This window comes from Priestia sp. J2, from assembly GCF_020790095.1.
Lineage (GTDB): Bacteria > Bacillota > Bacilli > Bacillales > Bacillaceae_H > Priestia > Priestia zanthoxyli.
In genome coordinates this window covers 3,093,344-3,118,593 of sequence record NZ_CP086208.1, presented here as the reverse complement: position 1 = coordinate 3,118,593, position 25,250 = coordinate 3,093,344, and the positions used below count along the sequence as shown (strand labels likewise).

At 39.1% G+C, this 25,250-nt stretch carries 29 protein-coding genes and 1 pseudogene; 17 read left to right on the top strand and 13 right to left on the bottom strand.

The features are described from left to right. Positions 1 to 129: 129 nt before the first annotated feature. Together LJY09_RS15860 and LJY09_RS15855 are read right to left on the bottom strand one after the other, a co-directional pair. A pseudogene (locus LJY09_RS15860) lies at positions 130 to 1,170 on the bottom strand (alkene reductase); the annotation flags it as partial. Between the two features lie 173 nt (positions 1,171 to 1,343). Further along, on the bottom strand, positions 1,344 to 1,463 hold the full coding sequence (locus LJY09_RS15855) for a DUF4023 domain-containing protein (protein WP_155010016.1): 120 nt from the start codon (positions 1,461 to 1,463) through the stop codon (positions 1,344 to 1,346). A gap of 206 nt (positions 1,464 to 1,669) precedes the next feature. On the opposite strand from LJY09_RS15855, the gene LJY09_RS15850 reads away from it, so the two are divergent. Next, positions 1,670 to 1,987, top strand: a complete 318-nt coding sequence (locus LJY09_RS15850; protein WP_028414413.1) for a hypothetical protein — start codon at positions 1,670 to 1,672, stop codon at positions 1,985 to 1,987. 21 nt (positions 1,988 to 2,008) lie between these two features. Here the strand turns inward: LJY09_RS15850 and LJY09_RS15845 are convergent, their stop codons facing one another. Both LJY09_RS15845 and LJY09_RS15840 read right to left on the bottom strand, forming a co-directional pair. After that, the gene (locus tag LJY09_RS15845) at positions 2,009 to 2,287 is read right to left on the bottom strand and encodes an RNA polymerase sigma factor (RefSeq protein ID WP_028414412.1); all 279 of its coding nucleotides are present in this window, start codon (positions 2,285 to 2,287) and stop codon (positions 2,009 to 2,011) included. A gap of 326 nt (positions 2,288 to 2,613) precedes the next feature. Further along, positions 2,614 to 3,801, bottom strand: a complete 1,188-nt coding sequence (locus LJY09_RS15840; RefSeq protein ID WP_028414411.1) for a macrolide family glycosyltransferase — start codon at positions 3,799 to 3,801, stop codon at positions 2,614 to 2,616. A 219-nt stretch (positions 3,802 to 4,020) separates the two neighbouring features. On the opposite strand from LJY09_RS15840, the gene LJY09_RS15835 reads away from it, so the two are divergent. Continuing rightward, positions 4,021 to 4,737, top strand: coding sequence for a CPBP family intramembrane glutamic endopeptidase (locus LJY09_RS15835; RefSeq protein WP_228307322.1), 717 nt, complete (start codon positions 4,021 to 4,023; stop codon positions 4,735 to 4,737). A 149-nt stretch (positions 4,738 to 4,886) separates the two neighbouring features. On the opposite strand, the gene LJY09_RS15830 is transcribed toward LJY09_RS15835, so the two are convergent. Continuing rightward, positions 4,887 to 5,996 carry a GerAB/ArcD/ProY family transporter gene (locus tag LJY09_RS15830; RefSeq protein WP_028414409.1) on the bottom strand — a complete coding sequence of 370 codons (1,110 nt, stop codon included), beginning with the start codon at positions 5,994 to 5,996 and terminating at the stop codon, positions 4,887 to 4,889. Between the two features lie 15 nt (positions 5,997 to 6,011). After that, positions 6,012 to 6,245 carry a hypothetical protein gene (locus LJY09_RS15825; RefSeq protein ID WP_028414408.1) on the bottom strand — a complete coding sequence of 78 codons (234 nt, stop codon included), beginning with the start codon at positions 6,243 to 6,245 and terminating at the stop codon, positions 6,012 to 6,014. 222 nt (positions 6,246 to 6,467) lie between these two features. Here LJY09_RS15825 and LJY09_RS15820 point away from each other — a divergent pair, with 222 nt between their 5' ends. The 4 genes from LJY09_RS15820 to LJY09_RS15805 all read left to right on the top strand — a co-directional run bounded on the left by LJY09_RS15820 (position 6,468) and on the right by LJY09_RS15805 (position 8,008). Continuing rightward, positions 6,468 to 6,740, top strand: a complete 273-nt coding sequence (locus tag LJY09_RS15820; protein WP_028414407.1) for a hypothetical protein — start codon at positions 6,468 to 6,470, stop codon at positions 6,738 to 6,740. 84 nt (positions 6,741 to 6,824) lie between these two features. Continuing rightward, positions 6,825 to 7,016, top strand: a complete 192-nt coding sequence (locus LJY09_RS15815) for a hypothetical protein (RefSeq protein WP_014459359.1) — start codon at positions 6,825 to 6,827, stop codon at positions 7,014 to 7,016. Positions 7,017 to 7,223: 207 nt separating this feature from the next. Then, entirely contained in the window at positions 7,224 to 7,430 is a 207-nt protein-coding gene (locus LJY09_RS15810) for a hypothetical protein (RefSeq protein ID WP_228307321.1), read from the top strand. Positions 7,431 to 7,474: 44 nt separating this feature from the next. Then, complete coding sequence (locus tag LJY09_RS15805; RefSeq protein WP_165636518.1) at positions 7,475 to 8,008, top strand: GNAT family N-acetyltransferase; 534 nt, start codon at positions 7,475 to 7,477, stop codon at positions 8,006 to 8,008. A gap of 128 nt (positions 8,009 to 8,136) precedes the next feature. Here LJY09_RS15805 and LJY09_RS15800 read toward each other — a convergent pair whose 3' ends face one another. Further along, on the bottom strand, positions 8,137 to 8,886 hold the full coding sequence (locus tag LJY09_RS15800) for a MerR family transcriptional regulator (RefSeq protein ID WP_165636519.1): 750 nt from the start codon (positions 8,884 to 8,886) through the stop codon (positions 8,137 to 8,139). Positions 8,887 to 9,044: 158 nt separating this feature from the next. Here LJY09_RS15800 and LJY09_RS15795 point away from each other — a divergent pair, with 158 nt between their 5' ends. Continuing rightward, entirely contained in the window at positions 9,045 to 9,497 is a 453-nt protein-coding gene (locus tag LJY09_RS15795; protein ID WP_013057798.1) for a MarR family winged helix-turn-helix transcriptional regulator, read from the top strand. A gap of 22 nt (positions 9,498 to 9,519) precedes the next feature. Continuing rightward, positions 9,520 to 11,127 carry an MDR family MFS transporter gene (locus tag LJY09_RS15790; RefSeq protein ID WP_155010020.1) on the top strand — a complete coding sequence of 536 codons (1,608 nt, stop codon included), beginning with the start codon at positions 9,520 to 9,522 and terminating at the stop codon, positions 11,125 to 11,127. A gap of 35 nt (positions 11,128 to 11,162) precedes the next feature. On the opposite strand, the gene LJY09_RS15785 is transcribed toward LJY09_RS15790, so the two are convergent. Further along, on the bottom strand, positions 11,163 to 11,315 hold the full coding sequence (locus LJY09_RS15785; RefSeq protein WP_165573525.1) for a hypothetical protein: 153 nt from the start codon (positions 11,313 to 11,315) through the stop codon (positions 11,163 to 11,165). A gap of 25 nt (positions 11,316 to 11,340) precedes the next feature. Further along, complete coding sequence (locus tag LJY09_RS15780; RefSeq protein WP_013083869.1) at positions 11,341 to 11,523, bottom strand: YolD-like family protein; 183 nt, start codon at positions 11,521 to 11,523, stop codon at positions 11,341 to 11,343. A 613-nt stretch (positions 11,524 to 12,136) separates the two neighbouring features. Here LJY09_RS15780 and LJY09_RS15775 point away from each other — a divergent pair. Both LJY09_RS15775 and cysI read left to right on the top strand, forming a co-directional pair. Next, positions 12,137 to 13,945 (top strand): assimilatory sulfite reductase (NADPH) flavoprotein subunit, encoded by a 1,809-nt coding sequence (locus LJY09_RS15775; protein WP_099331124.1) that lies wholly within the window; start codon positions 12,137 to 12,139, stop codon positions 13,943 to 13,945. Positions 13,946 to 13,967: 22 nt separating this feature from the next. Beyond that, the gene (cysI, locus tag LJY09_RS15770) at positions 13,968 to 15,689 is read left to right on the top strand and encodes an assimilatory sulfite reductase (NADPH) hemoprotein subunit (RefSeq protein ID WP_099000333.1); all 1,722 of its coding nucleotides are present in this window, start codon (positions 13,968 to 13,970) and stop codon (positions 15,687 to 15,689) included. A 49-nt stretch (positions 15,690 to 15,738) separates the two neighbouring features. Here cysI and LJY09_RS15765 read toward each other — a convergent pair whose 3' ends face one another. Beyond that, entirely contained in the window at positions 15,739 to 16,005 is a 267-nt protein-coding gene (locus tag LJY09_RS15765; RefSeq protein WP_029714425.1) for a hypothetical protein, read from the bottom strand. A gap of 199 nt (positions 16,006 to 16,204) precedes the next feature. On the opposite strand from LJY09_RS15765, the gene LJY09_RS15760 reads away from it, so the two are divergent. Next, positions 16,205 to 16,954, top strand: coding sequence for an SDR family NAD(P)-dependent oxidoreductase (locus tag LJY09_RS15760; protein ID WP_221816806.1), 750 nt, complete (start codon positions 16,205 to 16,207; stop codon positions 16,952 to 16,954). A gap of 41 nt (positions 16,955 to 16,995) precedes the next feature. Here the strand turns inward: LJY09_RS15760 and LJY09_RS15755 are convergent, their stop codons facing one another. Next, positions 16,996 to 17,526: a GNAT family N-acetyltransferase gene (locus tag LJY09_RS15755; protein ID WP_155010023.1), complete on the bottom strand. Its 531-nt coding sequence runs from the start codon at positions 17,524 to 17,526 to the stop codon at positions 16,996 to 16,998. A gap of 231 nt (positions 17,527 to 17,757) precedes the next feature. Next, positions 17,758 to 18,762, bottom strand: a complete 1,005-nt coding sequence (locus LJY09_RS15750; RefSeq protein WP_034270240.1) for a DUF3231 family protein — start codon at positions 18,760 to 18,762, stop codon at positions 17,758 to 17,760. 318 nt (positions 18,763 to 19,080) lie between these two features. Between LJY09_RS15750 and LJY09_RS15745 the strand changes: the two genes are divergently transcribed. The 6 genes from LJY09_RS15745 (at position 19,081) to LJY09_RS15720 (ending at position 23,562) form a co-directional block, all read left to right on the top strand. Beyond that, the gene (locus tag LJY09_RS15745) at positions 19,081 to 19,875 is read left to right on the top strand and encodes an AAC(3) family N-acetyltransferase (RefSeq protein ID WP_028414395.1); all 795 of its coding nucleotides are present in this window, start codon (positions 19,081 to 19,083) and stop codon (positions 19,873 to 19,875) included. Positions 19,876 to 20,145: 270 nt separating this feature from the next. Next, the gene (locus LJY09_RS15740) at positions 20,146 to 21,378 is read left to right on the top strand and encodes an NADP-dependent malic enzyme (RefSeq protein WP_014459372.1); all 1,233 of its coding nucleotides are present in this window, start codon (positions 20,146 to 20,148) and stop codon (positions 21,376 to 21,378) included. A 163-nt stretch (positions 21,379 to 21,541) separates the two neighbouring features. Beyond that, the gene (locus tag LJY09_RS15735; protein WP_013057785.1) at positions 21,542 to 21,847 is read left to right on the top strand and encodes an antibiotic biosynthesis monooxygenase family protein; all 306 of its coding nucleotides are present in this window, start codon (positions 21,542 to 21,544) and stop codon (positions 21,845 to 21,847) included. Continuing rightward, positions 21,844 to 22,209 (top strand): hypothetical protein, encoded by a 366-nt coding sequence (locus tag LJY09_RS15730; protein ID WP_025751140.1) that lies wholly within the window; start codon positions 21,844 to 21,846, stop codon positions 22,207 to 22,209. The genes LJY09_RS15735 and LJY09_RS15730 overlap by 4 nt, the downstream gene beginning before the upstream one ends. A gap of 189 nt (positions 22,210 to 22,398) precedes the next feature. Next, positions 22,399 to 23,043 (top strand): hypothetical protein, encoded by a 645-nt coding sequence (locus LJY09_RS15725; protein WP_028414394.1) that lies wholly within the window; start codon positions 22,399 to 22,401, stop codon positions 23,041 to 23,043. A 99-nt stretch (positions 23,044 to 23,142) separates the two neighbouring features. Further along, positions 23,143 to 23,562, top strand: a complete 420-nt coding sequence (locus LJY09_RS15720) for an Rrf2 family transcriptional regulator (protein WP_155017379.1) — start codon at positions 23,143 to 23,145, stop codon at positions 23,560 to 23,562. A gap of 30 nt (positions 23,563 to 23,592) precedes the next feature. Here LJY09_RS15720 and LJY09_RS15715 read toward each other — a convergent pair whose 3' ends face one another. Next, on the bottom strand, positions 23,593 to 25,215 hold the full coding sequence (locus tag LJY09_RS15715; protein ID WP_028414392.1) for a glutamate/serine transporter AimA: 1,623 nt from the start codon (positions 25,213 to 25,215) through the stop codon (positions 23,593 to 23,595). Between the last annotated feature and the right edge of the window lie 35 nt (positions 25,216 to 25,250).

Genomic DNA, 25,250 nt, shown 5'->3' with positions numbered 1-25,250 from the left:
GGTTGAGACGTAGCGTAACGAAACAGATGAAACTACATTCACCATAACAAAAAAACGAACCACTGATTAAACATGCTGATCAGTGGTTCGTTTTTCATTTGAGCTAAAATATTTTTGTTTCAGCTTTTTTTAGATAAGCTCTGGTAAATGTTTTTTAGCATCGTATTCGACAAGAGCATCATCGTTTTTAATGCGGTGTAAATAATCAGGATTTGAAATTAGCGGGCGGCCAATAGCAGCTACGTCGATCCAGCCGGCTTGAAGCGCTTTTTCAGCTGATTCAGGCGTTAAATCACCCACGCCGATAATCGGTCCATCCCAGTACTTACGCGTGATTTCATAAAGGTTTTGGCCGTTTTGGACATCTTCGTAAAAATCAAGCATAGACGGGTGAATAATCTCAATGCCTGTTTCTTTAAAAGCTTCTGTATACGTTTGAATGGCTTTTTCGGTATCATCCCAGCGGTAGTCTGGTTTATCAAGCTTATGAGGAGAGAAGCGAATCACAACGCGCTCTTTTCCAATGGCGTCAATAACAGCAGAAATCACTTCTTTCATAAACGTTAATCGCTGTGCAAGGTCGCCTCCGTATTCATCCGTGCGTTTGTTAGACCAGTCTGAATTAAACTGATCGATTAAATATCCGTGAGCACCGTGAATTTCAACGCCGTCAAAACCTGCTTCAATGGCATTTTTAGCTGTTTGAGCGTACTGTCCTACAACTTCTTTAATATCTTCTTTTGACATTTCTTCAGGCTCTTCGTAGGGCTTGCGGAAACGAGGCACTTGACCTTGTGCTGCAATAGCAGAAGGTGCCTGAGGTTTATGTCCATTGATTAACTCAGGATGACTCAAGCGGCCAACGTGCCAAATTTGAGCAATAATCGTGCCGCCTTCTTCATGAACAGCTTCTGTTACAGGCTTCCATGAATCAATTTGTTCCTGTGTATAGATACCCGGAACGCCAGGATTTCCTTTTGCGCGTTCGCTGATAACAATTCCTTCACTAATAATTAAGCCAATACCATCCTTTGCGCGGCGACGGTAGTAGTCTACAACGTCCTGACCGACTACGCCTGTCTCTGGATCAGCAAAGCATCTTGTCATCGGTGCCATTGCTGTACGAGTGTGTAGATCAAATGCTTCAATGTTTGTTGGTTGGAATAATTTTTCAAATTTACTCATTTTATATTCAGCTCCTTAAGAGGAAAGTATAGCTGCGAACGTTTTTGCAGCGGGTTCAGTTTATTGTAACAGGGGATTTGTTTTATCTTCAAACATTTCGACTTCCGAAAAATGATCACAAAAAAAGCCGGCTGTTTTGACAGCCAGCTTTTACAATATTAATGCTGTTTGTTAGGAAGTTTTTTCTCTGGGTGGCCAGTAGCTTGACCCTGCTTATTTTTAAGCTGCTTTTCTTGATTGTCGTTCAGCTTTTGAACAAATTGATTTGTGTTTTCCATTATCCATACCTCCTTTATGAGCTTTCCCTGTTACTATAACCCATTGCACTCAAAAACATGACGCCAATCCGCTAAAAGCAGCTCCGTATATACACCGGTATATAGAAATTAACAGGAAAATCGTGTATACTGTTGTAAAAATAACGTTAATGTTTCGTGAGTTTATAATTTCTTATTCATTCATGAACAAGAAAAGGTGTTACGCAATGAGTGATTTTTTTAGCGGGAAAGAAATGTCGTTTATTTTAATTTTGACATTCAGCGTGTACATATTTGTCTGGAATGTGCCCCTTCAGGCGACCAATGCCATGATGATTTACTTTATCCTGCTGTTTTTGTATACAGTCAGTAAGCTGCTTTTTTCTCCTCAGTTCCGACAATTTCCGCTTGTTAAGGTGCTATTGGCCATTTTATTTGTTCTTATGCTGGCTGAAATAATCGTTGCTTACAGCACTCATAGCATAAAGATTACAGATTTACATCATATTTTCGATTATTTCAGTCATATGGATTTGTATTCATAGTATGTACAGCAAAAAAATGATTTACGACGAAATCTTCTCTGAGTTCTGGCTGTGCTTTTTTATATTTTTTACACACTGCTTGCACAAGGAAAGAGAAAGAGTACGTTCTTTGACCAAAAGATCAGGGGAATGCCAAATTTCTTTGAATAGCTCTGTTAAGATGCTTTCGCAAGCATGTGGATCTTTTACTGCTGAATAGACAAGACGATACAAAAGCGTTTCATATCGATTGTAAAGCTGATGAAGTGCTTCTTTCTTTCGGTTTTTTATCTCTTGAATGAGTAAAAGATCATTGTTCATAAACGAGCCCCTTCGAAAATCAATTATAGTTCATTGTACCCTTGTTAAAATGAGCATAAACACCTAAAAAGGAGAGGCTTATGAGCTATGTAGTATCAAAAAAACAAGGCAAAATACTCAACGAGATATCAAAGAAGAGAACTTGGGGAAGTGAGAGACAACCTGCACGCTTTGCTCGTTACGTATCCAAATGAGCTGATAAACTTATTGTAGCTGGATGTGCATTGATTTTCCTTACAGTCGTCAGTTTACTAATCATCGGCATATATACAGTTTGTACATGGCTGTTTTTATAAAGAAAAGGTGCACATCAGTGCACCTTTTCTTTATGAATGTTGCTTCACTACGTAATTGACAATTTGTTCGGCTGCAGCGGCAGGGCCAGATGCCTGCTGGAAACTTGCGTTGATTTCTTTAATTCCTTTTTTATAGGAGTCGTCGCGGACAACTTCGTCAACGGCACTTCTTAAAAGAGAGGCATTTACCGTTTCTTTTGCTAAGCGATAACCAGCGTTTAGTTCCACGAGCCTTTGAGCAACGATCGGCTGATCTTTGCCATGAGGTAAAACGACTAACGGTACGTTAAAATGAATAGCTTCGTTTACGCTGTTCATGCCTCCGTGCGTGATAAAAACGTCCGCTTCTTTTAACACGTCAAGCTGAGGAACATAGGGCAAAATAATAAAATGCTCTGGCGCTTTTTTAATTCTTTTAAAATCGGCCCGGTCTCCTGCTGCAATCACAACTTTTCCATCAAAATCGCTAAATGCGTCGATGCAAAGGTTGAAAAAGCCTTCTACGTCATGAAGTACCGTTCCCATTGAAATATAAAGAACTTTTTCGTCTTTCAGCTTTTCTAACGGAAAATCATGAGAGCGGTGACGCTTTGGAAAGCTTGGCCCAATAAATAAACACGAGTCATCAAAATGTTCATGAAGCGGCTGGAAAAAGCGGCTTGTGTACACGACCGTTAATTCGCCTTCATTGTTCATAAATTGAAGCAGATTTTTAGGCTCTATGCCAAACTGATTTTTAAGCAGGCTGAGCCCGTACTGAGCTTGTTCATCCGGCTGAAATGGAACGTCTGAATCAGGATGAAGAGGCATCATTGCTAAGCGGTCTTTCGGCATTAAAAAAGAAGCAGATGATACAATGCCAGGGATCCGCAAATAATCACGCACTAATTCGCCTGCTCCAAACTTGTCGTAAAACACAAAATCAAATTCAATTTTTTTTGATAATATATGAACAAGCTTCAGCGTATCTAAAGACGTTTGGATGTGGATGTTTAAAAAAGCGTTGATTCCTTGAGGAGTTTCAGGCTTGATGGATACACCGCTTAATAAGTCTGGGTGAATGTGTACGATAGCCCCGGCGTTTTCAAGGCGCTCTTTAAAACGCTCGGCCGTAATGTAATGAACTGTATCACCTCGGTCTGAAAAAGCTTTTACCATTCCAAGCGTTGGGTTTACGTGACCTTCAGCGGGAAAGTTGATCATTAAAATGTTTGCCATTTTTTCACTTCACTTTCGGTAAGATTTCTTCAAGCGTAATCAAATATAAGGAAGTTGACAACTAATTTGGTTAGCGCATTTATTTTTTGAAGCCCTGCCTTTGTGTATAAAATGTGAAAAAATATAACTTTTTTCCTAAAAAATAACATAATTAAACTGAGTTTATGATAGAATTTTGAGAGCACTAGAGAGAAAGAATCATTTTTGGAGGTTGCTATTTTGAGTACGTTATCAACAAATTCAGAACCGGTTTTAAAGCCTAAAAAGAAAAAAGAGTTTACTTACTTCACATTGCTTCTATTTATCGTGTTGGGCTTTGGACTGCAAATCCTAGCCGGAATTGGATTAGCTATTTACGATGAAGTTATGGGTTCAAATATGACAGGAATTTTATTAGAAGGCCCATATGCTCTGCTTGTAGACGCGGCATTTTTTCTAGGGGTTGCGGTGCTTTATAGACCTGTGCGCAGATTTTTAAAACCTATGTGGAACGTCTCGGTATTAAAAGAAGGGAAAACGTATGTATATATTGTGGTAGGCTTTTTAATTGTAGCCGCGGTGCAGTACGTGATGCTTTCATTTTTAAACGTAGAAAGCGCAGATCAGCAGCAAAAAGATTTAAATCAAGGCAGTTTTAATCAAACGCTGCTTTCAAGCTGGATATTTTTTATAAGTGTAGCAGTTATCACGCCTATTAAAGAAGAGCTGCTTTATAGAGGTGTTTTATGTGGTTTCTTAACCAAACGCCATCACGTGCTTGTGGGCATTTTCGTTTCCGCTCTTGTATTCGGTCTTTTACATATTGGCTTTCCGATTACAGCTACCGTCATGGGACTTGTTTTCGCCATTATTTATTATCGAACAAAATCTATTTTCCCATCTATGATTTTACATATGCTGTGGAATGGATTAGTGAGTATAACCGTGTTCTTTTAAAAGAGGGTAAAACAAAGTAGTTTCGTTGAGGGAAAATCCGAACAATTCATCGTTCGGATTTTTTTATTGGTAGGATGAATCTAAGTTCCATGCATGTAGCTTCCTTCTAGCTGTTGATTGGATGGATTTCGTTATGTCTCAATTTCTTTTTATTTCGATAAAGACGCCGAATGCTTTACGCGAATTTTCCCAACTATTAATAACCCAAGAGGGTAAAATAGTCCAAATAACAGACTGTACGGAATCCACGTATCTCTGTCCCACGTTTGTTCATAGGGAATGCTTGGATACACGATAAGTGAAAATGTAACGGCAATAATGCCTAGCGGAAGAGTTAAAATTCGGTAGTTTTTTAATTCAAGAATTTGAGCGAGTCCGGAAACGGTCGCATAATAGTAGAGAGACGTTTTGAAATAAAGAGATAAAAACCACATAATGGCCATGATTACTTCAATATTTTTCAGAAAATCGGCAACTTCGATACGCCTTGCAAGCTCATAGCTTGGATATAAAGCGATACGTGTATACGTATTTCCAAGTACAAGAATGCCAAGTAATAAAATAATAATCATAATGCCTCCACCGATTAAGCTTCCTGTAAAAAAAGCGCGGTTTCGCTGATCAGGTTCCCCTACGTGAGCAGGGAAAACGGTCAGCAATACAATAAAAGTGAGAGACGTAATACTTGTAAAGACCAGAATAGATCTAATAATAGGCTTAACGCCTACCTCTAACAAAGGCTGCAAATTCTCATAATGAATTTGAGGGAAGATCGAAAAAACTAAGATTAAAAACGGAATAACAAACCAAGGAAAGAGAATTTCAGCACAGCGGGCAATCGTTTCAATGCCAAGACGAACGCCGACAATCACAATTCCCATAAACAAAATATGAACAGCAAGCATAGGCGTTTGAATAATAATGCGAGTTGTTAGAAATGAGCCCACGTAAAACAAAACTTGACTGCAAAAAAGAAGAGTAGAAGCGACAAATAAAAGAGAGACAAACTTTCCTAGCCACTTGCCTAAAATGGCTTCGTTTAGTTCTACAAGGGTTTTATTCGGATAAAGGCTAGAAAGTTTGATATACATCCATACAAGAAAAACGCCTACACCTACGCCTAAAATGGCTGGAATCCATGCCTCTTGTTTAGAATCAGCCGTTAAGCTTCCAGGTACGACTAAAATAGTGTCGCCTAAACTATAAAAAATTACGAGTATTCGAAACTGTGCTGCGGATAATTTTATCTGACTATGCACGTTGTTCACTTCCTTTTACTTCAACAGACTGAACAAAAAATCACTAAAAGGTTTTAATAAAAAAGCAATGCCGTCTCCAGGGTTAGGGATTTCCACACCGCCATATTTTAAACTAACAATTAAAATACTTACTGTGAACAAACTCCAAAAAATTCGCTTTTCTCTTTGACTGTTCACTTTTTTTAAATAAGGTATTTCCACTAAACAAACAGCTGCACAAAGTAAAAAAATCCCTAAAAATATAAGCATGTATCAACCTCAATTAGTAACCCTTCAAAAATAATGAAGGGATGTTAAAGACGCCTGTGTTTCAAAAATAGTATCACCCAAAATGGCTTCATTTATGAAAAGTAAGACTAAAGGCAGTGCAAAACCGTGTTATAATGACCAAGTTGAGCGTTATAATAGAGAAAAAACAGCATGATTACAAACAAGTAGATACATAACAAGGTAAGGATGGGAGAGAGATAGATGGCAGACGAATTCAAAAAAATGCTAGATGACAAAGAAAAGGTACAGCTTATGATCGCCGCCGTTGTCATGCTCGGAGGCCTGGTCGTTTTGTTAAAAAGCGTTGCAACGGGTCAGGCAATGGGCCAAAAATGGCTAGAAAGTAAAGGGAATGTAGACACAGATCTGTATGTTGAAACGGTAAAAAGCTACATACACCTGTATCAAATTGTGGGTGGCGTCATGTTTGGAGGAGGCCTTCTCACGTTACTGCGTGCTAAGCTAAAGAAATAAAGCGGCAGCAAAATAAAAGATCATAGTCCAAAAGAAGTGTCATATCTTTTTAATAACTTAAAAAATAGTGAAAAGGAGTTATGTATGAATAATGAAGAAAATACACCGGCTTATCATCTGTTTATGATGATAGGAGCGCTTGCTATGCTGATTTTTGGTGTTGTCGGTTTCTTTATTCAGTATCCTGCTACGTTAAGTTTTGTGATGTGCATTGGCGGAAGCATCATATTTTTGCTGCATTTATTTGAATATATGAAACCTAAAAATGAACTATAGCATCTTCAAACGAGGAAATCTAGAAGCAAAGGAAGATGAGAAATGCAGAAACATCGTACGTACGAAACACTAGTTGATCTTTATCAAAAAAGCGCAAAAATTCATTATGAAATCGATTATTGAGATAAAAAATCTGTAAAAAAAGGAAACCGAGCTGCAGAAGATATAAAAAAAATTGCGCAGCTCATTCATTTATACTATCCAGGCATGCTCTTTGAATTTTCAACACTGCTGACGAATCCTACTTATCGAATTGACCTATGGGCTGCACATCATATTTTAGAAATTATGAGCTATTCACCAATGCTTGAGGACAACGCGCTTTCCGTCATTGAACGCTACGCCGACGAAAATGATTTTACGGCTTTAGGAAATCGCATGTGGTTAGGTCAGTGGAGAGAAAAACAGCGCTAAAACCCATATAGGCAAACAAGAATAACTAAAAGGAAGATAGATATATGAGTTTACGTACATTAAAGAATGGTATAGGCGTCACCATTCGAGAAGCAGAATCAAAAGACGCAGAGAAAATGATTGCTTTTTACAATCGAGTGGGAGGAGAAAGTGATTTTCTTTCATTTGGAGAAGGGGAGTTTCTTAGACCAGTTTCAGAGTATGAAGTGTTTTTAGCTTCTGTAAAACAAGAGCAAAACTCTCTTATAGTCGTGACTGAAAAAGAAGAGAAAATCATTAGTATTGCATCCATCACCTCGTCTCAAAACCCGCGTAATAAGCATGTGGGTACCCTTGGTATCGTGGTAGAGAATGTTTATAGCGGGCTAGGGCTAGGAAGACAGCTAATGATTGAGCTGATTGAATGGGCACGTATGAATAAACAAACAAAAAAAATCGAACTTGTAACGCGAGAAGATAATCAAAGAGCTATTTCTTTATACAAACAGCTAGGGTTTCAAACAGAAGGATTAAAAGAAAAAGACACCTATATAAATGGCGTCTACTACAATACAATGCTTATGGGTCTTCACTTATAAAAAGAGGCTGAGACAAAAGTATGTTAAGTGAATGAAAATCCGAACGATTCATCGTTCGGATTTTTCCATTGTGGTGATGAACGTAGGCTTCATATAATTGATGTAGTTATATCTCACTCTCTTTTGATTTATTGTTTTTTAGCATCAGCAAATGTACTCATCGCCTCGTTCATGAATTTCGCTAATCCTTTTCCGTAGCGATCGATGTTGGTTGTAAACCGCTCATCTTGTACATACATCTCTCCAAGACCTTTAAAGGCTTCTAACGAATACGTTCCAAAGTTCTCATTTAAAAATTGATACCATTGCTCAATGGCTTTTTGAGCTTCTGTAGAGGATGGTGACAGATCACGCAGAGAAGCTAAGTGAGTGTAGATACTTTTCCATTCGTTTGACATGCGCTGCTGTTCTTCATGTGAAAAGCTTTGTACTTTTTCATTCGCTTCATCTACCCGCTGATTTCCCCAGCGCTTCCGGGCTTCTTCTTCGTATGGGTTATGCGAAAAATCCAGCCCTTTAAACCGCTCTTTTTCGTTCATTTCAATCGCTCCTTTTTCATATTGAATCGTTTTATTAATGGTTGCAATCATTTGATCGAGCCGACTGCGTTTTTCAATCAGCATGTTTTTTTGCAGTATTAACGCTTCTGTGCGATTAAATGTTGGGTCTGTTATAATCTCGTGAATTTGTTTTAAAGGGAAGCCAAGTTCTTTAAAAAATAATATTTGCTGAAGCATATCAAGATTGGCCGGTGAATAAAGCCGGTAGCCGGATTCACTGACAGCATCAGGTTTTAATAGCCCGATTTCATCATAGTGATGCAGCGTGCGGACGCTGATTCCTACTAAGTCAGCCACTTCTTTTACTTTTCTGTTCATTCTTTCATCTCCCTTCTGAAATCTACTATAAAATATAACGCAGCGTAAGGGTCAATACTAAAAAAGAAATAATTGACTTTTAGTTTATATGCATTTATAGTTAATTAGCATTAACTATTTATAACATGAAATAAATAAGCAAGCCTGGAGGAATAGATGTGACAAAAAGCAATCAGTATCTTGGGGAGATTCGTTCATCGCTTCAAGTGCTATTTGAAAAAATGCAGCCCGAAATGATGGAGAGCCTAAATGAGCATGAGATGACTCCTACGCAATTATTTGTTCTTTCTTATTTAAAGAAAGTAGGGAGCAGTAAGGTTTCTCAAATTGCAGAGCTAATGGATGTAAAACCGAGCGCCGTGACTCTTTTAGTGGATCGTCTTGAACAGCACAATTTTGTGGTAAGAGAACACAATAAAGAAGACAGAAGAGTTGTTGACATTACCTTAACGGAGTTTGGGCATCGCAAACTTGAAGACGTGCTAAATGGTCGAAAAGCCATTATGGACCGCTACCTTTTGCATCTAACAGAAGAAGAGCTTTCCATGATGGCTTCTATTACGAAAAAGCTTGCAACATCAGCTGCTTCTTATAAAGATAAGCAGCAGTAACAAAAAAGAGGAGAGACACACGATGGAAAATCAAAAAAATTCAAAGCGCACGCTTTTATTAATTGGGTTAATTATTGCGATGTTCTTTTCTGCACTTGATGGAACCATTGTCGGAACAGCTATGCCAAGAATCGTAGGAGATCTTGGTGGTTTAAGCATGATGACATGGCTGACAACAGCCTATTTATTAACGTCAACAACGGTTGTTCCGATTGCAGGAAAGCTCGCTGATTTAGTAGGACGCAGAGTAATTTATGTTACAGGACTTATTATTTTTATGGTGGCTTCTGCTTTATGCGGGATGGCAAATAATATGACAGAGCTTATTTTATTCCGTGCATTACAAGGAATTGGCGGCGGCGTTATGATGCCGATGGCAATGATTGTAATCGGTGATTTATTTACAGGAAAAGCACGAGCAAAGTTTCAAGGAGTATTCGGAGGAATTTATGGTCTTGCTTCTGTCATCGGTCCGCAAATTGGCGGATGGATTGTTGATTCATTGAACTGGAAATGGGTGTTTTACATTAACTTGCCGGTAGGGATACTCGCTACCGTTTTTATTGCGCTCGGACTTCAAGGAAAAAAACATACAGGACCTGTTAAATTCGATGTAGCTGGTATGTTCACAATGGTTATCGGAGTAGTAAGCTTGCTTCTGGCCCTGAGCTTTGGAGGAAAAGACTACGACTGGAACTCTTGGCAGATTATTAGTTTGTTTGCACTTGCTGTTGCTGGGATCATAAGCTTTATTATTGTGGAAACGAAAGCTAAAGAACCGATTCTTCCGATGTATTTATTTAAGAACCGAACGTTTACGCTTTTAAATATCATTGGCTTTTTTATGAGCATTGGTATGTTCGGAGCTATTACATTTGTTCCGTTCTTTATGCAAGGAATCGTTGGAGTCAGCGCCTCAGAATCAGGTACCATTATGACACCAATGATGATTTCAATGATTGTAACGAGTATTATTGGAGGTCAGCTTGTTTATAAAGTTGGTATCAAGCCTCAAATCGTTACGGGTATGCTCATTATGGCAGGAGGGTTCTTCTTGTTAACAACATTAGACCTTCATACTAGCAAGCTTGTTGCTACTTCTTATATGGCCATAATCGGTTTAGGAATGGGTCTTGTAATGCCAATTTTAACGCTTGCTCTTCAAGAAAGCTTTTCAAAAGAAGAGCTCGGTGTTGTTACATCATCAAGTCAATTTTTCCGTTCAATTGGAGGAACGTTCGGTATTACCATTTTAGGAGCGATAATGAACGCCAAATCAGGTACGCTTCTTACTGACAAACTCGTTCCATATTTAAACTCATTGCCTGCTCAAGCAAGCGCTTTTGCCGACGGGTTCAAAAAAGCGATTGATACGAATCCTGAAAGTGTGCTGCAGATGCTGTTTAGTCCTGAGGCGCTAAAGAGTATTCCAGCTGCGCTTTCAGACAGCATTGTGCCTATTTTGAAGACCTCGCTAATGAGCGCATTGCACAGCGTCTTTTTCATGGGCTTAGCTTTTATTATTTTAGGAGCGGTATGCACATTGTTCTTAAGACAGATCAAGCTTTCAAATAAAAAAGCCGAAGAAAAACCAGAAGAAGGCATTGCTGAAGTAGAGCCATCACATTAAAAAAAGCGCACAAATTTGTGCGCTTTTTTTCTATATTAACTAGTTGTTTCATTAGGCTTGCGAAGAAAAGGGGATTGTTTAGACGTGTCATACGAAATTTGATCAAGCAAATACGATAAATATAAGTTCAGTTCAAACCGATCTTCCGTCACAAAATCTGTAAGCGCTTGCTTATTATCTTTCCACATAGTAATTCCTCCTTAATTTTACATACTAATGAATGGATTTAATATCAGAAAGCAAAAGGGAAACAACGGCTTCATTTTCGTCTTTTACGGATAGAATTTGCTGATGGAGATTTAAGTTGTGCACGCGGCCTTTGCACGTTTGCAACGTTCCATCTTTATAGTAAGAAACAGTTATCGTCCCACTTTTCGTTAATTCTCGTAAAAACATTCAAGAAGCCTCCTTAAAAAAGATTACCTGATTTAAAAGCCAGTCCTTTCATTTGAGATGAGCAAAAGGGAATGGTATGTACTGCAAGCTTCCCTTTATATTCTTCACCGTGTATGAATAGATAAAAGGTTGCTAGCTCACCTATAAACTGTCCTAAATTTCAGAATATACTGTCTTTTACGTATAGTGTTTTTTAAAAGGATTAATGTTACATTTATTATGTAACATTCTGATGAGAAAGAAAACTGTTTCTACAAAACTTCTCTAAAAATTACAAAATATTCATATTCGTGTGAAGGATGTAGAATGAGCAGATATGGAAGTAACTGCATTTATAAAAAACGTAACGACAGCTTCAATTATTAATGATCTTAATACTATTTATCAATTATATGTATTTTACTAATTTATTCTTCTCCGATAAAATGCAGGTAGACGAATTTGATAAGAATTTTCTAATGATTTATATAATTAAATTTGATATAATCTATAGGAATAATAATGTATGAAGGGAAACATCATTGATTAATTAGACACAGGTATTACATGTTGTTGAAGATGATTCGTAAAAGCATACATATTTAAATTATATATTTTTGTGAGGTGGACAGTGTTGCAACTTAAGGTAGTAAACAGCCCTTTTAATCAAGAACAAGCAGATTTGCTTAATCGCCTTCTGCCGACATTAACAGAAGCACAAAAAATGTGGTTGAGTGGTTATTTAACAGCATCTCAATCTACGTCTGCCGAAGGAACGCCAGACGTTTCTACAGCAGCGCCTGCTCAAGCGGAGCAGACGATTTCAAAAGACGTAACGATTCTTTACGGATCACAGACAGGAAATGCTCAAGGTCTTGCTGAAAATACAGGCAAAACGCTTGAAGCAAAAGGTTTTAATGTAACTGTATCTTCTATGAATGATTTCAAACCAAATACTTTAAAGAAACTTGAAAATTTATTAATTGTTGTAAGTACACATGGAGAAGGAGAGCCGCCTGATAACGCGCTATCTTTCCACGAATTTCTTCACGGCCGTCGAGCGCCAAAGCTTGAAAATTTCCGTTTTTCTGTCTTGTCGCTTGGAGACAGCTCATACGAATTTTTCTGTCAAACAGGGAAAGAATTTGATGTGCGCTTAGCAGAACTTGGCGGTGAAAGACTGTATCCGCGCGTTGACTGTGATTTAGATTTTGAAGAGCCCGCAAATAAATGGCTTAAAGGTGTTATTGACGGATTAAGCGAAGCGAAAGGACACAGCGCTTCGGCAGCTGTTCCGGCGGAAGCTCCTGCAGGAACTTCGCCGTACTCAAGAACAAATCCTTTTAAAGCAGAAGTGCTTGAGAACTTAAACTTGAACGGCCGCGGATCAAATAAAGAAACGCGACACTTAGAACTATCTCTAGAAGGTTCAGGTTTGACGTATGAACCAGGAGACAGTTTAGGTATTTATCCTGAAAATGATCCTGAGCTTGTTGATCTTCTTCTTAACGAATTCAAGTGGGATGCAAGTGAAAGTGTAACGGTTAATAAAGAAGGAGAAACGCGTCCTCTTAGAGAAGCGCTAACCTCTAATTTTGAAATTACCGTGTTAACAAAACCGCTTTTAAAGCAAGCAGCTGAGCTTACTGGAAATGATAAATTAAAAGCGCTTGTAGAAAATCGCGAGGAATTAAAAGCATACACACAAGGCCGTGATGTAATTGACTTAGTTCGTGACTTCGGCCCATGGAACGTATCAGCACAAGAGTTTGTAGCTATTTTACGCAAAATGCCAGCGCGCCTTTATTCAATTGCAAGCAGCTTGTCAGCAAATCCTGACGAAGTTCATCTAACAATTGGAGCAGTACGTTACGAAGCGCATGGACGCGAGCGTAAAGGTGTTTGTTCAGTCCTATGTTCAGAACGTTTGCAGCCAGGTGATACGATTCCTGTATACCTTCAAAGCAATAAAAACTTTAAGCTTCCTCAAAACCAAGAAACGCCGATTATTATGGTGGGACCTGGTACAGGTGTGGCTCCGTTCCGCTCATTTATGCAAGAGCGTGAAGAAACAGGAGCAAAAGGTAAGTCATGGATGTTCTTTGGAGATCAGCACTTTGTAACAGACTTCCTTTACCAAACAGAGTGGCAAAAGTGGTTAAAAGACGGCGTGCTAACGAAAATGGACGTGGCGTTTTCACGCGATACTGAAGAAAAAGTATACGTACAAAACCGTATGCTTGAACATAGTAAAGAATTATTCCAGTGGTTAGAAGAAGGCGCATTTTTTTATGTGTGCGGAGATAAAACAAATATGGCACGCGACGTGCACAACACGCTAGTTGAAATTGTTGAAACAGAAGGCAAGATGAGCCGCGAAGAGGCGGAAGCTTACCTTGCTGAAATGAAGAAACAAAAACGTTATCAGCGTGATGTATACTGAGGATTGAAAGGAGATTTTCAACATGGTAAACAAAATTTTAAAAGCGCCCGAAGGTCCTCCAAGTGACGTTGAGCGCATAAAAGATGAAAGTAATTATTTACGCGGTACATTAGGAGAAACAATGCTAGACCGCATCAGCTCAGGTATTTCTGAAGACGATAATCGTTTGATGAAGTTCCACGGAAGCTACTTACAAGATGATCGAGATCTTCGTAATGAACGTCAAAAACAAAAGCTAGAGCCAGCTTACCAATTCATGCTTCGCGTTCGTACGCCAGGCGGTGTTTCAACACCAGAACAGTGGCTAGTGATGGATGATTTAGCACAAAAATACGGAAATGGAACGTTAAAGCTGACAACTCGTCAGGCGTTCCAAATGCACGGAATTTTAAAGTGGAACATGAAGAAAACGATTCAAGAAATTCATGCTTCTTTATTAGACACAATTGCAGCTTGCGGAGATGTAAACCGTAACGTAATGTGCAATCCGAATCCATATCAGTCAGAAGTGCACGCTGAAGTATTCGAATGGTCAAAAAAATTAAGTGATTATTTATTGCCTCGTACAAGAGCGTACCACGAACTTTGGCTAGATGAAGAGAAAGTAATTAGCACACCGGAAGTGGAAGAAGAAGTGGAACCAATGTATGGTCCGCTCTATTTGCCAAGAAAGTTCAAAATTGGCGTAGCTGTGCCACCTTCTAACGATATTGACGTGTATTCACAAGACCTTGGCTTTATTGCCATTTTAGAAGACGAAAAACTTGTTGGATTTAACGTAGCAATCGGCGGCGGTATGGGTATGACGCACGGGGATAAAGCAACTTACCCTCAGCTTGCAAAAGTGATTGGCTTCTGCCGACCTGACCAAATTCTAGAAGTAGCGGAAAAAATCATTACGATTCAACGTGATTACGGAAACCGCTCTGTGCGTAAAAACGCGCGTTTTAAATACACGGTTGATCGTCTTGGATTAGAAACGGTAAAAGAAGAGCTTGAAAACCGTCTGGGCTGGAGCTTAGACGAAGCAAAATCTTATCACTTTGATCATAACGGAGACCGCTACGGCTGGGAAAAAGGTGTGAAAGGAAAATGGCACTTTACTCTTTTTGTTCAAGGTGGACGTATTGCTGACTTTGAAGACTATAAGCTTATGACGGGTCTTCGTGAAATTGCAAAAGTTCATAGCGGTGATTTCCGTTTAACGGCCAATCAAAATTTAATTATCGCGAACGTATCCACTCAAAAGAAAAAGCAAATTAGTGACTTGATTGAACAGTATGGATTAACAGACGGCAAGCATTATTCGGCTCTTCGCCGCAGCTCATTAGCTTGCGTATCGCTTCCGACTTGCGGGCTTGCGATGGCAGAAGCTGAGCGTTATCTTCCAGTTCTTCTTGAGAAAATTGAAGCAATTGTAGATGAAAACGGTCTTCGTGATAAAGAAATCACGATTCGTATGACGGGCTGTCCTAACGGCTGTGCACGTCCTGCTTTAGGTGAAATTGCTTTTATTGGTAAAGCGCCGGGTAAATACAATATGTACCTTGGAGCAGCATTTGACGGCAGCCGTTTAAGCAAAATGTACCGTGAAAATATCAGTGAAGAAGAAATTTTAAATGAACTGCGTGTCTTACTTCCTCGCTATGCAAAAGAAAGAGAAGAAGGCGAGCACTTTGGTGACTTTGTCATCCGCGCTGGAGTAATTGAAGCTGTAACAGACGGCACGAATTTCCACGCATAATACGTATGAAGGGACTTTTCTAACTTACAGAAAAGTCCCTTTTTCTATTTTAATATTCTCTAACAAATACAGCTACTCCAAATACCCCTAATCTTTCAGCAGTAATTTGTTCAAAGCCGTTGTCAAGTAAACAATGAGCTGCAGTGCGGTAGCGCTTGCCTTGAGCTAATGAGCCTCCGCAAGGATTTGCGCGGCCAATTACCGTTGCTTCTACGATGGTACGAGGAGCTTGTCTATCCAATGGATTTCGCTCCCAAAGAATTGTCACCACATCCGGAGGACGCGGAATAGATACATTACCTGTGTGTTCATGCATAGCCATCACCTCCTTACCCTATAGTAAATGTAAAAAACGCCAAACTGCTTGTACACATGCTGATTTTTATTAAAAAAGGCGTTCAACTATGCCCCAGTTAATCAATTTTATGGCAATGAAGGAATCAATAGAAACAGCTGATAGAAAAAAAGAATGCTATAATGTAAAAGAAAGGAATTTTCACCAAGGAGGGAGAAACATGCAGCAAAAACGAGTAGCGGTTATTACAGGGGGAGCAAGCGGGATTGGCAAAGAAACTGCCTTAAAGTTCGCGCAAAAAGGAGACGCAGTGGTCATTGCTGATTATGATGAAGGAAAAGGAAAAGAGACTCTTCAACAAATTGAAGAAGCTGGAGGCCACGCTTTATTTGTGCAAACGGACGTCACCAAGTTTGAAGAAGTGGAAGCACTGATTGAGAAAACGGTGAATACATTTGGACGAATTGATGTGATGTTTAACAATGCAGGGATTGGACGTCCTACATCTATTTTAGATCAAGACTTAGAAGAATATCACCGTATTATTAATGTGAATCAGCACGGCGTTACATATGGGATTATGGCAGCAGGCAGGAAAATGAGAGAGTTAGGTATTAAAGGCGTCATTATCAATACGGCCTCTATTTTTAGCTTCTTAGCCTCACCCGGAACGTATGCTTATCATGCAACAAAAGGAGCTGTTGTGATGATGACAAAATCAGCTGCGCTAGATCTCGCTAAATACGGTATTCGCGTCGTCGCCGTTGCGCCAGGATTTGTTGATACGCCTATTATTCAAGGCTATAAAGACAACGGTATGATTGAAGGAATGAAAGCGAAAACAATGAGCAGAGAGCTCACTAATCCAAAACAAATTGCAGATATGGTTTATTTGCTGTCCTTAGAAGAAGCGGGAGCTGTAAACGGCAGTGTCATCATGGCTGATGATGGGTATACGGCGTTTAAATAAAACGAAAAAGGATTCTTTTCTTAAAAAGAATCCTTTTTTTATTATGTAGGAGGCAGGGAGCTATAAACAAGCGTATCGTGAGCTTTTCCGTTTTGATACATATAGTTTTTTAACACTCCTTCTTGTTGAAACCCGAGCTTTTCAAGCACGTGCTGAGATGCCTTGTTTTCAAGAAACACGACAGCTCCAATTCGCACTAGCTGAAGGGTATCAAATCCATAAGCCATAACAGCCGAAGCAGCTTCCGAAGCATAGCCGTGACTCCAGTGCTGAGGGTGTAGCTCATAGCCAATTTCCGCGCGCTTATGCTTTTGGTTCCACTGATTCAATCCAACTGTCCCGATTAGTTCCCCCGTATCGAGCCGTTCGATTCCCCAGCGCAAACCTTTTTGATTTCTGTAGTTTTCAGCAAAAATATCAATCAGCACCAAAGCTTCTTGGAAAGTTGTGAATTTTTCTTGCCCGTAATATTTGATAACTTCTTCCTGAGAGAAGCAGTCGAAAATAGTATCTGCATCCGCTTCTGTTATTTCACGCAGTGTAGTGCGAGGTGTACGAAGAATAGGAAACATACGTTTCTCCTTTCTATTTTATATAGAAAGATTTCGTCAGCTCAGAGAAAATACCTTTTATTTTTCTGTTATAAATTAAGTAGAAATATGAGCTAAACGACTAATAAAAACATAAGAACAGCTTCTAAATAACGCAAACATTTGTTACGTACTAGCACTAAAAACAGTATACTAAAAAAACAAATAGGACTAGCTGCACGTTTAGCAGCTAGCTTTCCCATTTGCAAGAACCTATTTTTTCGTTAACTGATTGCGATCTTCAATTTGAGGAGGCTCTTCAAGCCATCCGTTTTGAATCATAATTTTTCCACCTTCTTTTGCAAAAAAGTAAATGTCTTTAGCCAGCTGCAGCATTTTGAGCGGCAAATCACTTCTTAAGCTAAAAGCACCCCCTAAAGCATTGCTTCCTAGGCCAAAGGTACTTAGAAGACTGGTGTTGTACATCATTAATTTATCTGAAAAAGGAGAAACAGTTGAGCTTGTTGCTTTTCCGGCATGGGTAGCAGGAGGCTCTATATAGCTATGACGTAAAATATCTCCGAGTTCTGTTTCAATTTTTTTTGATAGCTTCATCCCGCTGACAAAATGCTGCTGTGCCTCTTTGTTGCCAGCTGCTTGAGCAAAGCCAATCATCAGCTGCATTCCGACAAGGTTTGTATCAACGGCATGTTGAATAAGCGACACTTCAATTGTATTAAGAGATCTTTTTTCACTAAGCCAACTTAGCCCGCCGATATAATTTTGTTCGTGGACAAACCGAACTTCTTTTGGCATCGAAACGTAAGGAGGCTTTGCAATGACGCCGGTTTCTAATAATATCTGAGTGGATTGATTGTATATGTTCTGCGATTCTGATGTTGCATTTACAAAAAAACTCCGTATATCTTCCCGGTAGGACATCGTTGAATGCAAAGCAAATAGGCCTGTTTCAATCTGAGACATTAAGCGTACGTACATGATTTCAAACATGGAGTCGAACAGTTTCGGCACTCCTAGGTTTACATCATGTTTAGTAAATCCTAAAGGAATAACCGCACCTTCGTTCTCTAAAATTTCTTTGATTTGCTCTGTAATATTTAATGAGCGGCTATAATACAGCTCAAAAAGCTCTTTATGATCTTCTTTACCTTCAAGACAATATTCTAAAAACCTCGAAATCATCGTTTTTTCTTGATAAGTCATCCATAAGTTAGCGAGCTCCGAGGACGTGAGCGGCGGAAGTTTTGATGTGCTCATTGTACACATTCCTCCTGAAAATAGTGATATGTAAATATGTATAGCTTCCTTAGTATTTCTTTTATTTATAGGAATATTCTTCTTTTTACTTTACTGAAAAAGATTCATTAGCTGTTATTATAGTAAGATAGTTGAAGGAAATAAAACTTACCAACAAGTCAGTTGTATGATAACTGATATGAATAAAACTAAGTTTTTCTATTACTTTAAATAATTTGACAATTGGTGTTATTCTTACTATTATGGAAACATAAGTTTTACATATATTTCTAGAGTTCAGCAACACATTCTAGCAGCACTATAAGTAAGGAGCTTACGATGAAGCACATTGTCCAAGCAACAGATCATCCTAGAACGAAAGAGACGTTAAAAGAAGATTTATGCAGGTTAGGCATCACACAAGGGATGACTATCATGGTTCATTCTTCACTATCTTCATTAGGGTGGGTAAACGGAGGTTCAGTAGCCGTTGTTCAAGCTTTAATGGAGACAGTGACAGAGGAAGGAACGATCGTTATGCCGTCACAGTCGGTCGATCTTTCGGATCCATCAGAATGGGGCAATCCGGCTGTGCCAAAAGAGTGGTGGGAAAATATTCGGGAAACGATGCCTGCATATGATCCAGCCCACACGCCAACAAGCGGGATGGGACAAATCGTGGAAACTTTTCGAACATATCCTGGCGTAAGAAGAAGCAGCCATCCAATGTATTCATTCGCCGCTTGGGGAAAGGACAGCGAAGACATCTTAAGAGATCATCCCCTTGAATTTAGTTTAGGCGAAAATTCTCCTCTTGAAAGGCTTTACAAAAAACATGCCTTTGTTTTATTATTAGGTGTCGGGTTTGGGAATAATACTTCTTTTCATCTAGCAGAATATCGGATTCCATATCGAAATGTGATTCAAAAAGGATCTCCAGTTATAGATTCAGGAAAGCGAGTATGGAAGACGTATAAAGAATTAGAGTTTCGAGAAGGGCTGTTTGAAGAGATAGGTGAAGCGTTTATTGAAGCAAAAGGAATAAAAGCTGAAAAAATTGGTTCAGCACGTGCATACTTCTTTTCAATGCCTAAAGCCGTCGATTTTGCTGAAACGTATTTGAAAGCGCTATAGTGAACGGTTGTATATTTTCTAAGTTGTCTGTATATCAGACAACTTGAAGTGAGACAAACAAGAGTTGCCGACACGTCTAGACTTTATATTAACAAAGCGCAGCAGTGGTTTAAGCAAGATAGTTTACTTTTTATGTTTCTTGTTTCATAATGGCACTTGTCTGTGAATTTATTCAGTCAGGTTGTCTTACAATTATGGAGATAAAAAGCAAGTGTTAAATAAATTCATTAAAAAATTTAAATGTATAGAAAAAAAGGAGAGAATACAATTATGTCACTACGTGATCAAGCACTACATATGCATCAAGAAAAACAAGGTAAGTTAGAAGTTAAATCAAAAGTTGAAGTTCAAAACGCTCAAGATTTAAGCTTAGCTTACTCTCCGGGAGTAGCAGAACCTTGTAAAGAAATTCATGAACATCCAGAAACGGTGTATGATTACACAATGAAAGGAAACATGGTCGGCGTTGTGACAAATGGTACTGCTGTTCTTGGTCTTGGAAACATCGGACCTGCGGCTTCACTTCCCGTTATGGAAGGAAAAGCAATTTTATTTAAAAGCTTTGCAGGCGTAGACGCATTCCCAATTGCACTTGATACAACAGATACAGATAAAATTGTTGAAACTGTGAAATTAATGGCTCATACATTCGGAGGCATTAACTTAGAAGATATCGCAGCTCCACAGTGCTTTGAAATTGAAGAGCGCCTGAAAAAAGAAGTAGATATTCCTGTGTTCCATGATGATCAGCACGGTACAGCAATCGTAACGGTAGCAGGACTTGTAAATGCATTAAAAATTGTAAACAAATCAATGGAAGACTTAAAAATCGTCTTAAACGGAGCAGGAGCTGCCGGCATTGCTATTACAAAACTTCTTTATTCTTACGGCGTACGTGACATGATCATGTGTGATACAAGAGGTGCTATTTATGAAGGCCGCCCTCAAGGTATGAACAAAGTGAAAGCTGAAGTGGCTTCTTATACAAATGTAAACAAAGAAAGCGGTACGCTAAGCGATGTAATTAAAGGCGCAGATGTATTTATCGGCGTATCTGCAGCAGATGCATTATCTCAAGAGATGGTTAAATCAATGAATGAAGATGCAATTATCTTTGCGATGGCAAATCCTAATCCCGAAATCAAGCCAGACGCTGCAAAAGAAGCAGGAGCGGCTGTTATTGGAACAGGTCGTTCAGACTTCCCTAACCAAGTAAATAACGTTCTTGCATTCCCTGGAATTTTCCGCGGTGCGTTAGACGTTCGCGCTACTCATATTAACGAAGAAATGAAAAAAGCTGCTGTTGAAGCAATTGCAGCCCTTATTACAGAAGAAGAGCTAAACGCAGATTACGTGATCCCTGGACCATTTGATCCTCGCGTAGCACCAGCTGTAGCGGAGTCTGTAGCAAAAGCAGCAATGGATTCAGGCGTTGCCCGTATTACAATTGATCCAGCACGTGTAAAAACACATACAGAACAATTAACAAAAATCGAAAACTAATAACGGATAAAAAAGCCCTTTGAAACAGCGTTTCAAAGGGCTTTTAGGTTAAAGACCTGCTGTAACCCCAGTGAAATCTAAACGTAACACCATTTCATCTCCTATATGATGTACAATAAAGAGAAAAGAACCCAGGTTTTGTATCATAAAGGGAGGAACCAAGATGTACACCGTATTTTCAACATTTAATGTACCGGATGAAAAAGCTGAAGAAGTGATTGGAATTTATAAAAATCGTTCAAAATCAGTCGACGAGGCTCCAGGATTTGTAGACTTTCTACTTCTTCAAAACGATAAGCGAGCAGGGGAGCTCACCGTTCAGCTTACATTTGATACGAAAGAGAATTATTTAAGCTGGGTACGAAGCGAAGATTTCAAGCGTATTCATGATTTAGAGAAAAAGTACCCTGATCAAGAACTGGCAGCCGTCATCCCAAAAGTTTCTCAGTACAAAGTGGTGGCACGATGAGTTCACTTCCCGTTAATAAGATCGTCGAAAGAGTAACGGAGAAAATCTACGAGTTAGAACCTTCTTTGCTCGAAAAATTCGGAGAGCGCGGCAAAGAAAGATGCCATGAAGATAATCATTATCATATGAAGTATCTCGAGACAACATATAAGTTAGACAACCTGCAAATTTTTACGGACTATGCCTTATGGTTAAACAATTTACTCACAAGCCGAGGCATGAAAACACAGCATATTATTGATAATTTTAATTTTATACAAGAAGCGCTGTTTGAACTAGATAATTACGGTGATAAACAAGTACAGGCGTATGTGACTTACTTAGAAGAAGCGAATCATATATTGAAGCAACAGCAGCTTTAAAAAGAAGCTAGGACCAAAGTGTTTTAGTTGAAAGAAAATCCGAACGCGTTTGATTCTTGATAAAGAATTCAACCCGTTCGGATTTTTTCATTGGTAGGGTGAACGTAGGTTTCCTGGATGTCGTTATGTTTCATTTTTTGTTTTACATATGTATAAAGGTGGAAATAAAAAAGAAAAAGGAGAATACATATGCAAAAACAGCTAACAAAAGGAATCCTGTCCTTAGTCACTCTCTGTATGATTGGAAGTGCGGCAGCCTGTTCAGGTGAACCGGCTAACAAGACAAAATCAGACAATCATAAAGCAGAGGAAAAACCAATTGAAGACCGTCAAGAATTGATAAAGCTACAGCAGTATTCCAATGACCCAGACATTAAAAAGGGGAAAGAAGAAGATTTTGACTTGATCGGTACGTTAAAAAAAGACGCTAAAAAAGAAATGACGCTGAGTATTGATGATCAACTTGTTAAAGTACCAAAGAGCTCTGGGATGGAAGTGGAAGGCTCACAGCTAAAAAATATGCTTAATAAAGAAGTAGAAGCTGAGATTGACGCAGCTACACAAGAAGCAATTAGTATTGAATTAACTCCAAAAGCAAAAGCAGATAAAGATGGCGTGTACGAACAAGATGGAAACGAACGTAAAGTTGTGGGTATTTTTATAGAAGAAAGTAACAAACATATAACGGTAAAAGTTCCAAACGGCAAAAAAACGTATCAAAAAAGCACTGACTTTGAAAAAGAAGAAAAAGGCAGTTTAAAAGAAAAGACAGTATACCTTGAAATCAACTCAGCTAACGAAGTAGAAAGTATAGAAAAAGAAGACCGTGAATAAATAAAGCTACAGTTCTTCTTTCCTTCCTTGCTCTCTTGACTTTTTGAACTGTGTCACTTAACGTTACAGTAGAGAAAGAAAAAAGGTGGTTTATGGAAGATGAACAGTGAATTTACCATTGCCGTGCACAGCTTAGTGTTCCTAGCAAATTTACCAGATCACCGGGCAAGCAGTGAATCGATTGCTTATAACATCTGTACCAATCCTGCACGGGTTCGGAAAACAATGAGTACACTCAGAAAAAACAACTTGGTTCGGACAAAAGAAGGGCTAGGCGGCGGTTATACTTTAGGCTGCAGCCCTGCTGAAATAAGTCTTGGGCTGATTTACCGAGTTGTATCGACAGGAACGTTGAAGCCTCACTGGTGCAGCGGCGACCCTGACGCTGACTGTATTGTGAAATCAAACATTCAAACAGTTATGGACGACATTTTCACGGAAAGTGAGCAAAGCGTAATCAGGCATCTAGATCAAATTACGATCGAAGACGTGCTGAAAAAAGTTAGAACTGCTCACTAAGAAGCACCTTGCTTATGCAAGGTGCTTTTGTTATGACTCTTTAGAAGCTGCTGTTTCATTCACTGCTGCTTTTAAGTCGTCATTTACTTTTCTTCCATTCTCTAAATACTCTGTTTTGAAGCCGCTTTTTAAAGCCCATGTGTAGAAGAGAAGAGAAACAACAACAATAATTCCCATATCCCATCCATATTTAATAACATTAAGGCCTCCAAACTTTTCGCTTCCAAGCCATGAGATAGTCATCATACAAAGTAAGTATACAACCATCCATACGCCGCCTTTGAAGTTCTGTCGAAAGCCTTTCCATTTAGCCTTTGCTTGATAATAAAAATAAATAGGAAGGCCGATTAAAATAATAAACAAAACTTGTCCAGTTAGCGGCCAGCGCGCCCAATATAGCGTTAAAGAAGCAAAAATAAAACCAAGCGGCGCAATGATGCTTAATCCTTTTAAACGAAGGGGACGATATAAATCGCTGCCAGTTCGTCTTAGCGTCATAACCGTAACAGGACCTGTAATGTAAGAGATAAGCGTAGCGACTGAAATAATTTCAGCAAGCACGCCCCAGCCCCGAAATAAAAACAAAAAGACAAGAGCAACAGCTAAGTTAAAAAACATGGCCTGACGCGGAACACCATAAATCGGATGAAGGCGTCCTAGGACACTTGGCAAATATTTATTTTGTTCCATACCATAAATCATTCGAGCAGTAGTAGCTGTATACGTAATACCTGTTCCAGATGGTGAAACAAACGCATCTGCATACAGGACAATGACAAGCCAGTTAATGTTAAGGGCAATGGCTAAATCTGCAAACGGAGAGTTAAAGTTTAAATGACTCCATCCCTTCGCAATATCAGAAGGATTTACAGCCCCGATAAAAGCAATTTGTAGAAGCAAATAAATGACTGTAGCAACTAAAATTGAGCCTACTACCGCAATCGGAATAGAGCGGCCCGGATTTTTCGCTTCTCCCGCCATATTAATAGGGCTTTGAAAACCGTTAAAAGCAAACACAATCCCAGACGTAGCAACTGCTGTAAGCACGCTAGCCCAGCCGTTTGGTGCGATGCTGCTTCCAGAAGTGAAGTTCTCGCCGTGAAAGCCTACAAATAAAAGTGCTCCGATTGTAAGTCCCGGTATAACAATTTTAAAAATAGTAATTAACGAGTTGGCTTTGGAAAATAGTCCAACTGTCCAATAATTCAGTAAAAAGTAAATAATCAATAGCACAGTAGCGATAGCTAATCCTTCGCCAGTTAACGTTCCTTTTTCTACGAGGTGGCTTGTCCACTGTGCCCACTTCCAAGGCCACGAACTCATATACTGTACAGAAGCTACTGCTTCGACTGGAATAACGGATACAATCGCAATCCAGTTTGCCCAAGCAGCAATAAAACCAATAAACGAACCGTGTGAGTACTGCGTATACTTGACCATCCCGCCGGCTTCGGGAAACATGGATCCTAATTCACTGTAAGAAAGTGCAATAAATAAAATAACGACCATTCCAATGACCCATGATAAAATAGCAGCCGGCCCTGCAATTTGAGCTGCTCGCCACGCTCCAAATAACCAGCCGGAACCAATAATTGATCCAAGTCCCGTCATGGTTAACGCGAATGTTCCCATTCTTCGATGTAAATTGTTCATCTGACTAACACCTTTCATGTAAAATAAGTCTTTCG

Excerpts from the sequence above, each read along its gene's own strand:
- LJY09_RS15760 (WP_221816806.1), top strand. The coding sequence starts at position 16,205 with ATGCAGCAAAAACGAGTAGCGGTTATTACAGGGGGAGCAAGCGGGATT.
- LJY09_RS15735 (WP_013057785.1), top strand. The coding sequence starts at position 21,542 with ATGTACACCGTATTTTCAACATTTAATGTACCGGATGAAAAAGCTGAA.
- LJY09_RS15785 (WP_165573525.1), bottom strand. The coding sequence starts at position 11,315 with ATGTGGAAAGATAATAAGCAAGCGCTTACAGATTTTGTGACGGAAGAT.
- LJY09_RS15825 (WP_028414408.1), bottom strand. The coding sequence starts at position 6,245 with ATGCTTATATTTTTAGGGATTTTTTTACTTTGTGCAGCTGTTTGTTTA.
- LJY09_RS15750 (WP_034270240.1), bottom strand. The coding sequence starts at position 18,762 with ATGAGCACATCAAAACTTCCGCCGCTCACGTCCTCGGAGCTCGCTAAC.
- LJY09_RS15820 (WP_028414407.1), top strand. The coding sequence starts at position 6,468 with ATGGCAGACGAATTCAAAAAAATGCTAGATGACAAAGAAAAGGTACAG.
- LJY09_RS15810 (WP_228307321.1), top strand. The coding sequence starts at position 7,224 with ATGCTCTTTGAATTTTCAACACTGCTGACGAATCCTACTTATCGAATT.
- LJY09_RS15715 (WP_028414392.1), bottom strand. The coding sequence starts at position 25,215 with ATGAACAATTTACATCGAAGAATGGGAACATTCGCGTTAACCATGACG.
- LJY09_RS15845 (WP_028414412.1), bottom strand. The coding sequence starts at position 2,287 with ATGAACAATGATCTTTTACTCATTCAAGAGATAAAAAACCGAAAGAAA.
- LJY09_RS15755 (WP_155010023.1), bottom strand. The coding sequence starts at position 17,526 with ATGTTTCCTATTCTTCGTACACCTCGCACTACACTGCGTGAAATAACA.
- cysI (WP_099000333.1), top strand. The coding sequence starts at position 13,968 with ATGGTAAACAAAATTTTAAAAGCGCCCGAAGGTCCTCCAAGTGACGTT.
- LJY09_RS15855 (WP_155010016.1), bottom strand. The coding sequence starts at position 1,463 with ATGGAAAACACAAATCAATTTGTTCAAAAGCTGAACGACAATCAAGAA.
- LJY09_RS15725 (WP_028414394.1), top strand. The coding sequence starts at position 22,399 with ATGCAAAAACAGCTAACAAAAGGAATCCTGTCCTTAGTCACTCTCTGT.
- LJY09_RS15780 (WP_013083869.1), bottom strand. The coding sequence starts at position 11,523 with ATGTTTTTACGAGAATTAACGAAAAGTGGGACGATAACTGTTTCTTAC.
- LJY09_RS15745 (WP_028414395.1), top strand. The coding sequence starts at position 19,081 with ATGAAGCACATTGTCCAAGCAACAGATCATCCTAGAACGAAAGAGACG.
- LJY09_RS15765 (WP_029714425.1), bottom strand. The coding sequence starts at position 16,005 with ATGCATGAACACACAGGTAATGTATCTATTCCGCGTCCTCCGGATGTG.
- LJY09_RS15815 (WP_014459359.1), top strand. The coding sequence starts at position 6,825 with ATGAATAATGAAGAAAATACACCGGCTTATCATCTGTTTATGATGATA.
- LJY09_RS15730 (WP_025751140.1), top strand. The coding sequence starts at position 21,844 with ATGAGTTCACTTCCCGTTAATAAGATCGTCGAAAGAGTAACGGAGAAA.
- LJY09_RS15790 (WP_155010020.1), top strand. The coding sequence starts at position 9,520 with ATGGAAAATCAAAAAAATTCAAAGCGCACGCTTTTATTAATTGGGTTA.
- LJY09_RS15800 (WP_165636519.1), bottom strand. The coding sequence starts at position 8,886 with ATGAACAGAAAAGTAAAAGAAGTGGCTGACTTAGTAGGAATCAGCGTC.
- LJY09_RS15850 (WP_028414413.1), top strand. The coding sequence starts at position 1,670 with ATGAGTGATTTTTTTAGCGGGAAAGAAATGTCGTTTATTTTAATTTTG.
- LJY09_RS15740 (WP_014459372.1), top strand. The coding sequence starts at position 20,146 with ATGTCACTACGTGATCAAGCACTACATATGCATCAAGAAAAACAAGGT.
- LJY09_RS15720 (WP_155017379.1), top strand. The coding sequence starts at position 23,143 with ATGAACAGTGAATTTACCATTGCCGTGCACAGCTTAGTGTTCCTAGCA.
- LJY09_RS15840 (WP_028414411.1), bottom strand. The coding sequence starts at position 3,801 with ATGGCAAACATTTTAATGATCAACTTTCCCGCTGAAGGTCACGTAAAC.
- LJY09_RS15805 (WP_165636518.1), top strand. The coding sequence starts at position 7,475 with ATGAGTTTACGTACATTAAAGAATGGTATAGGCGTCACCATTCGAGAA.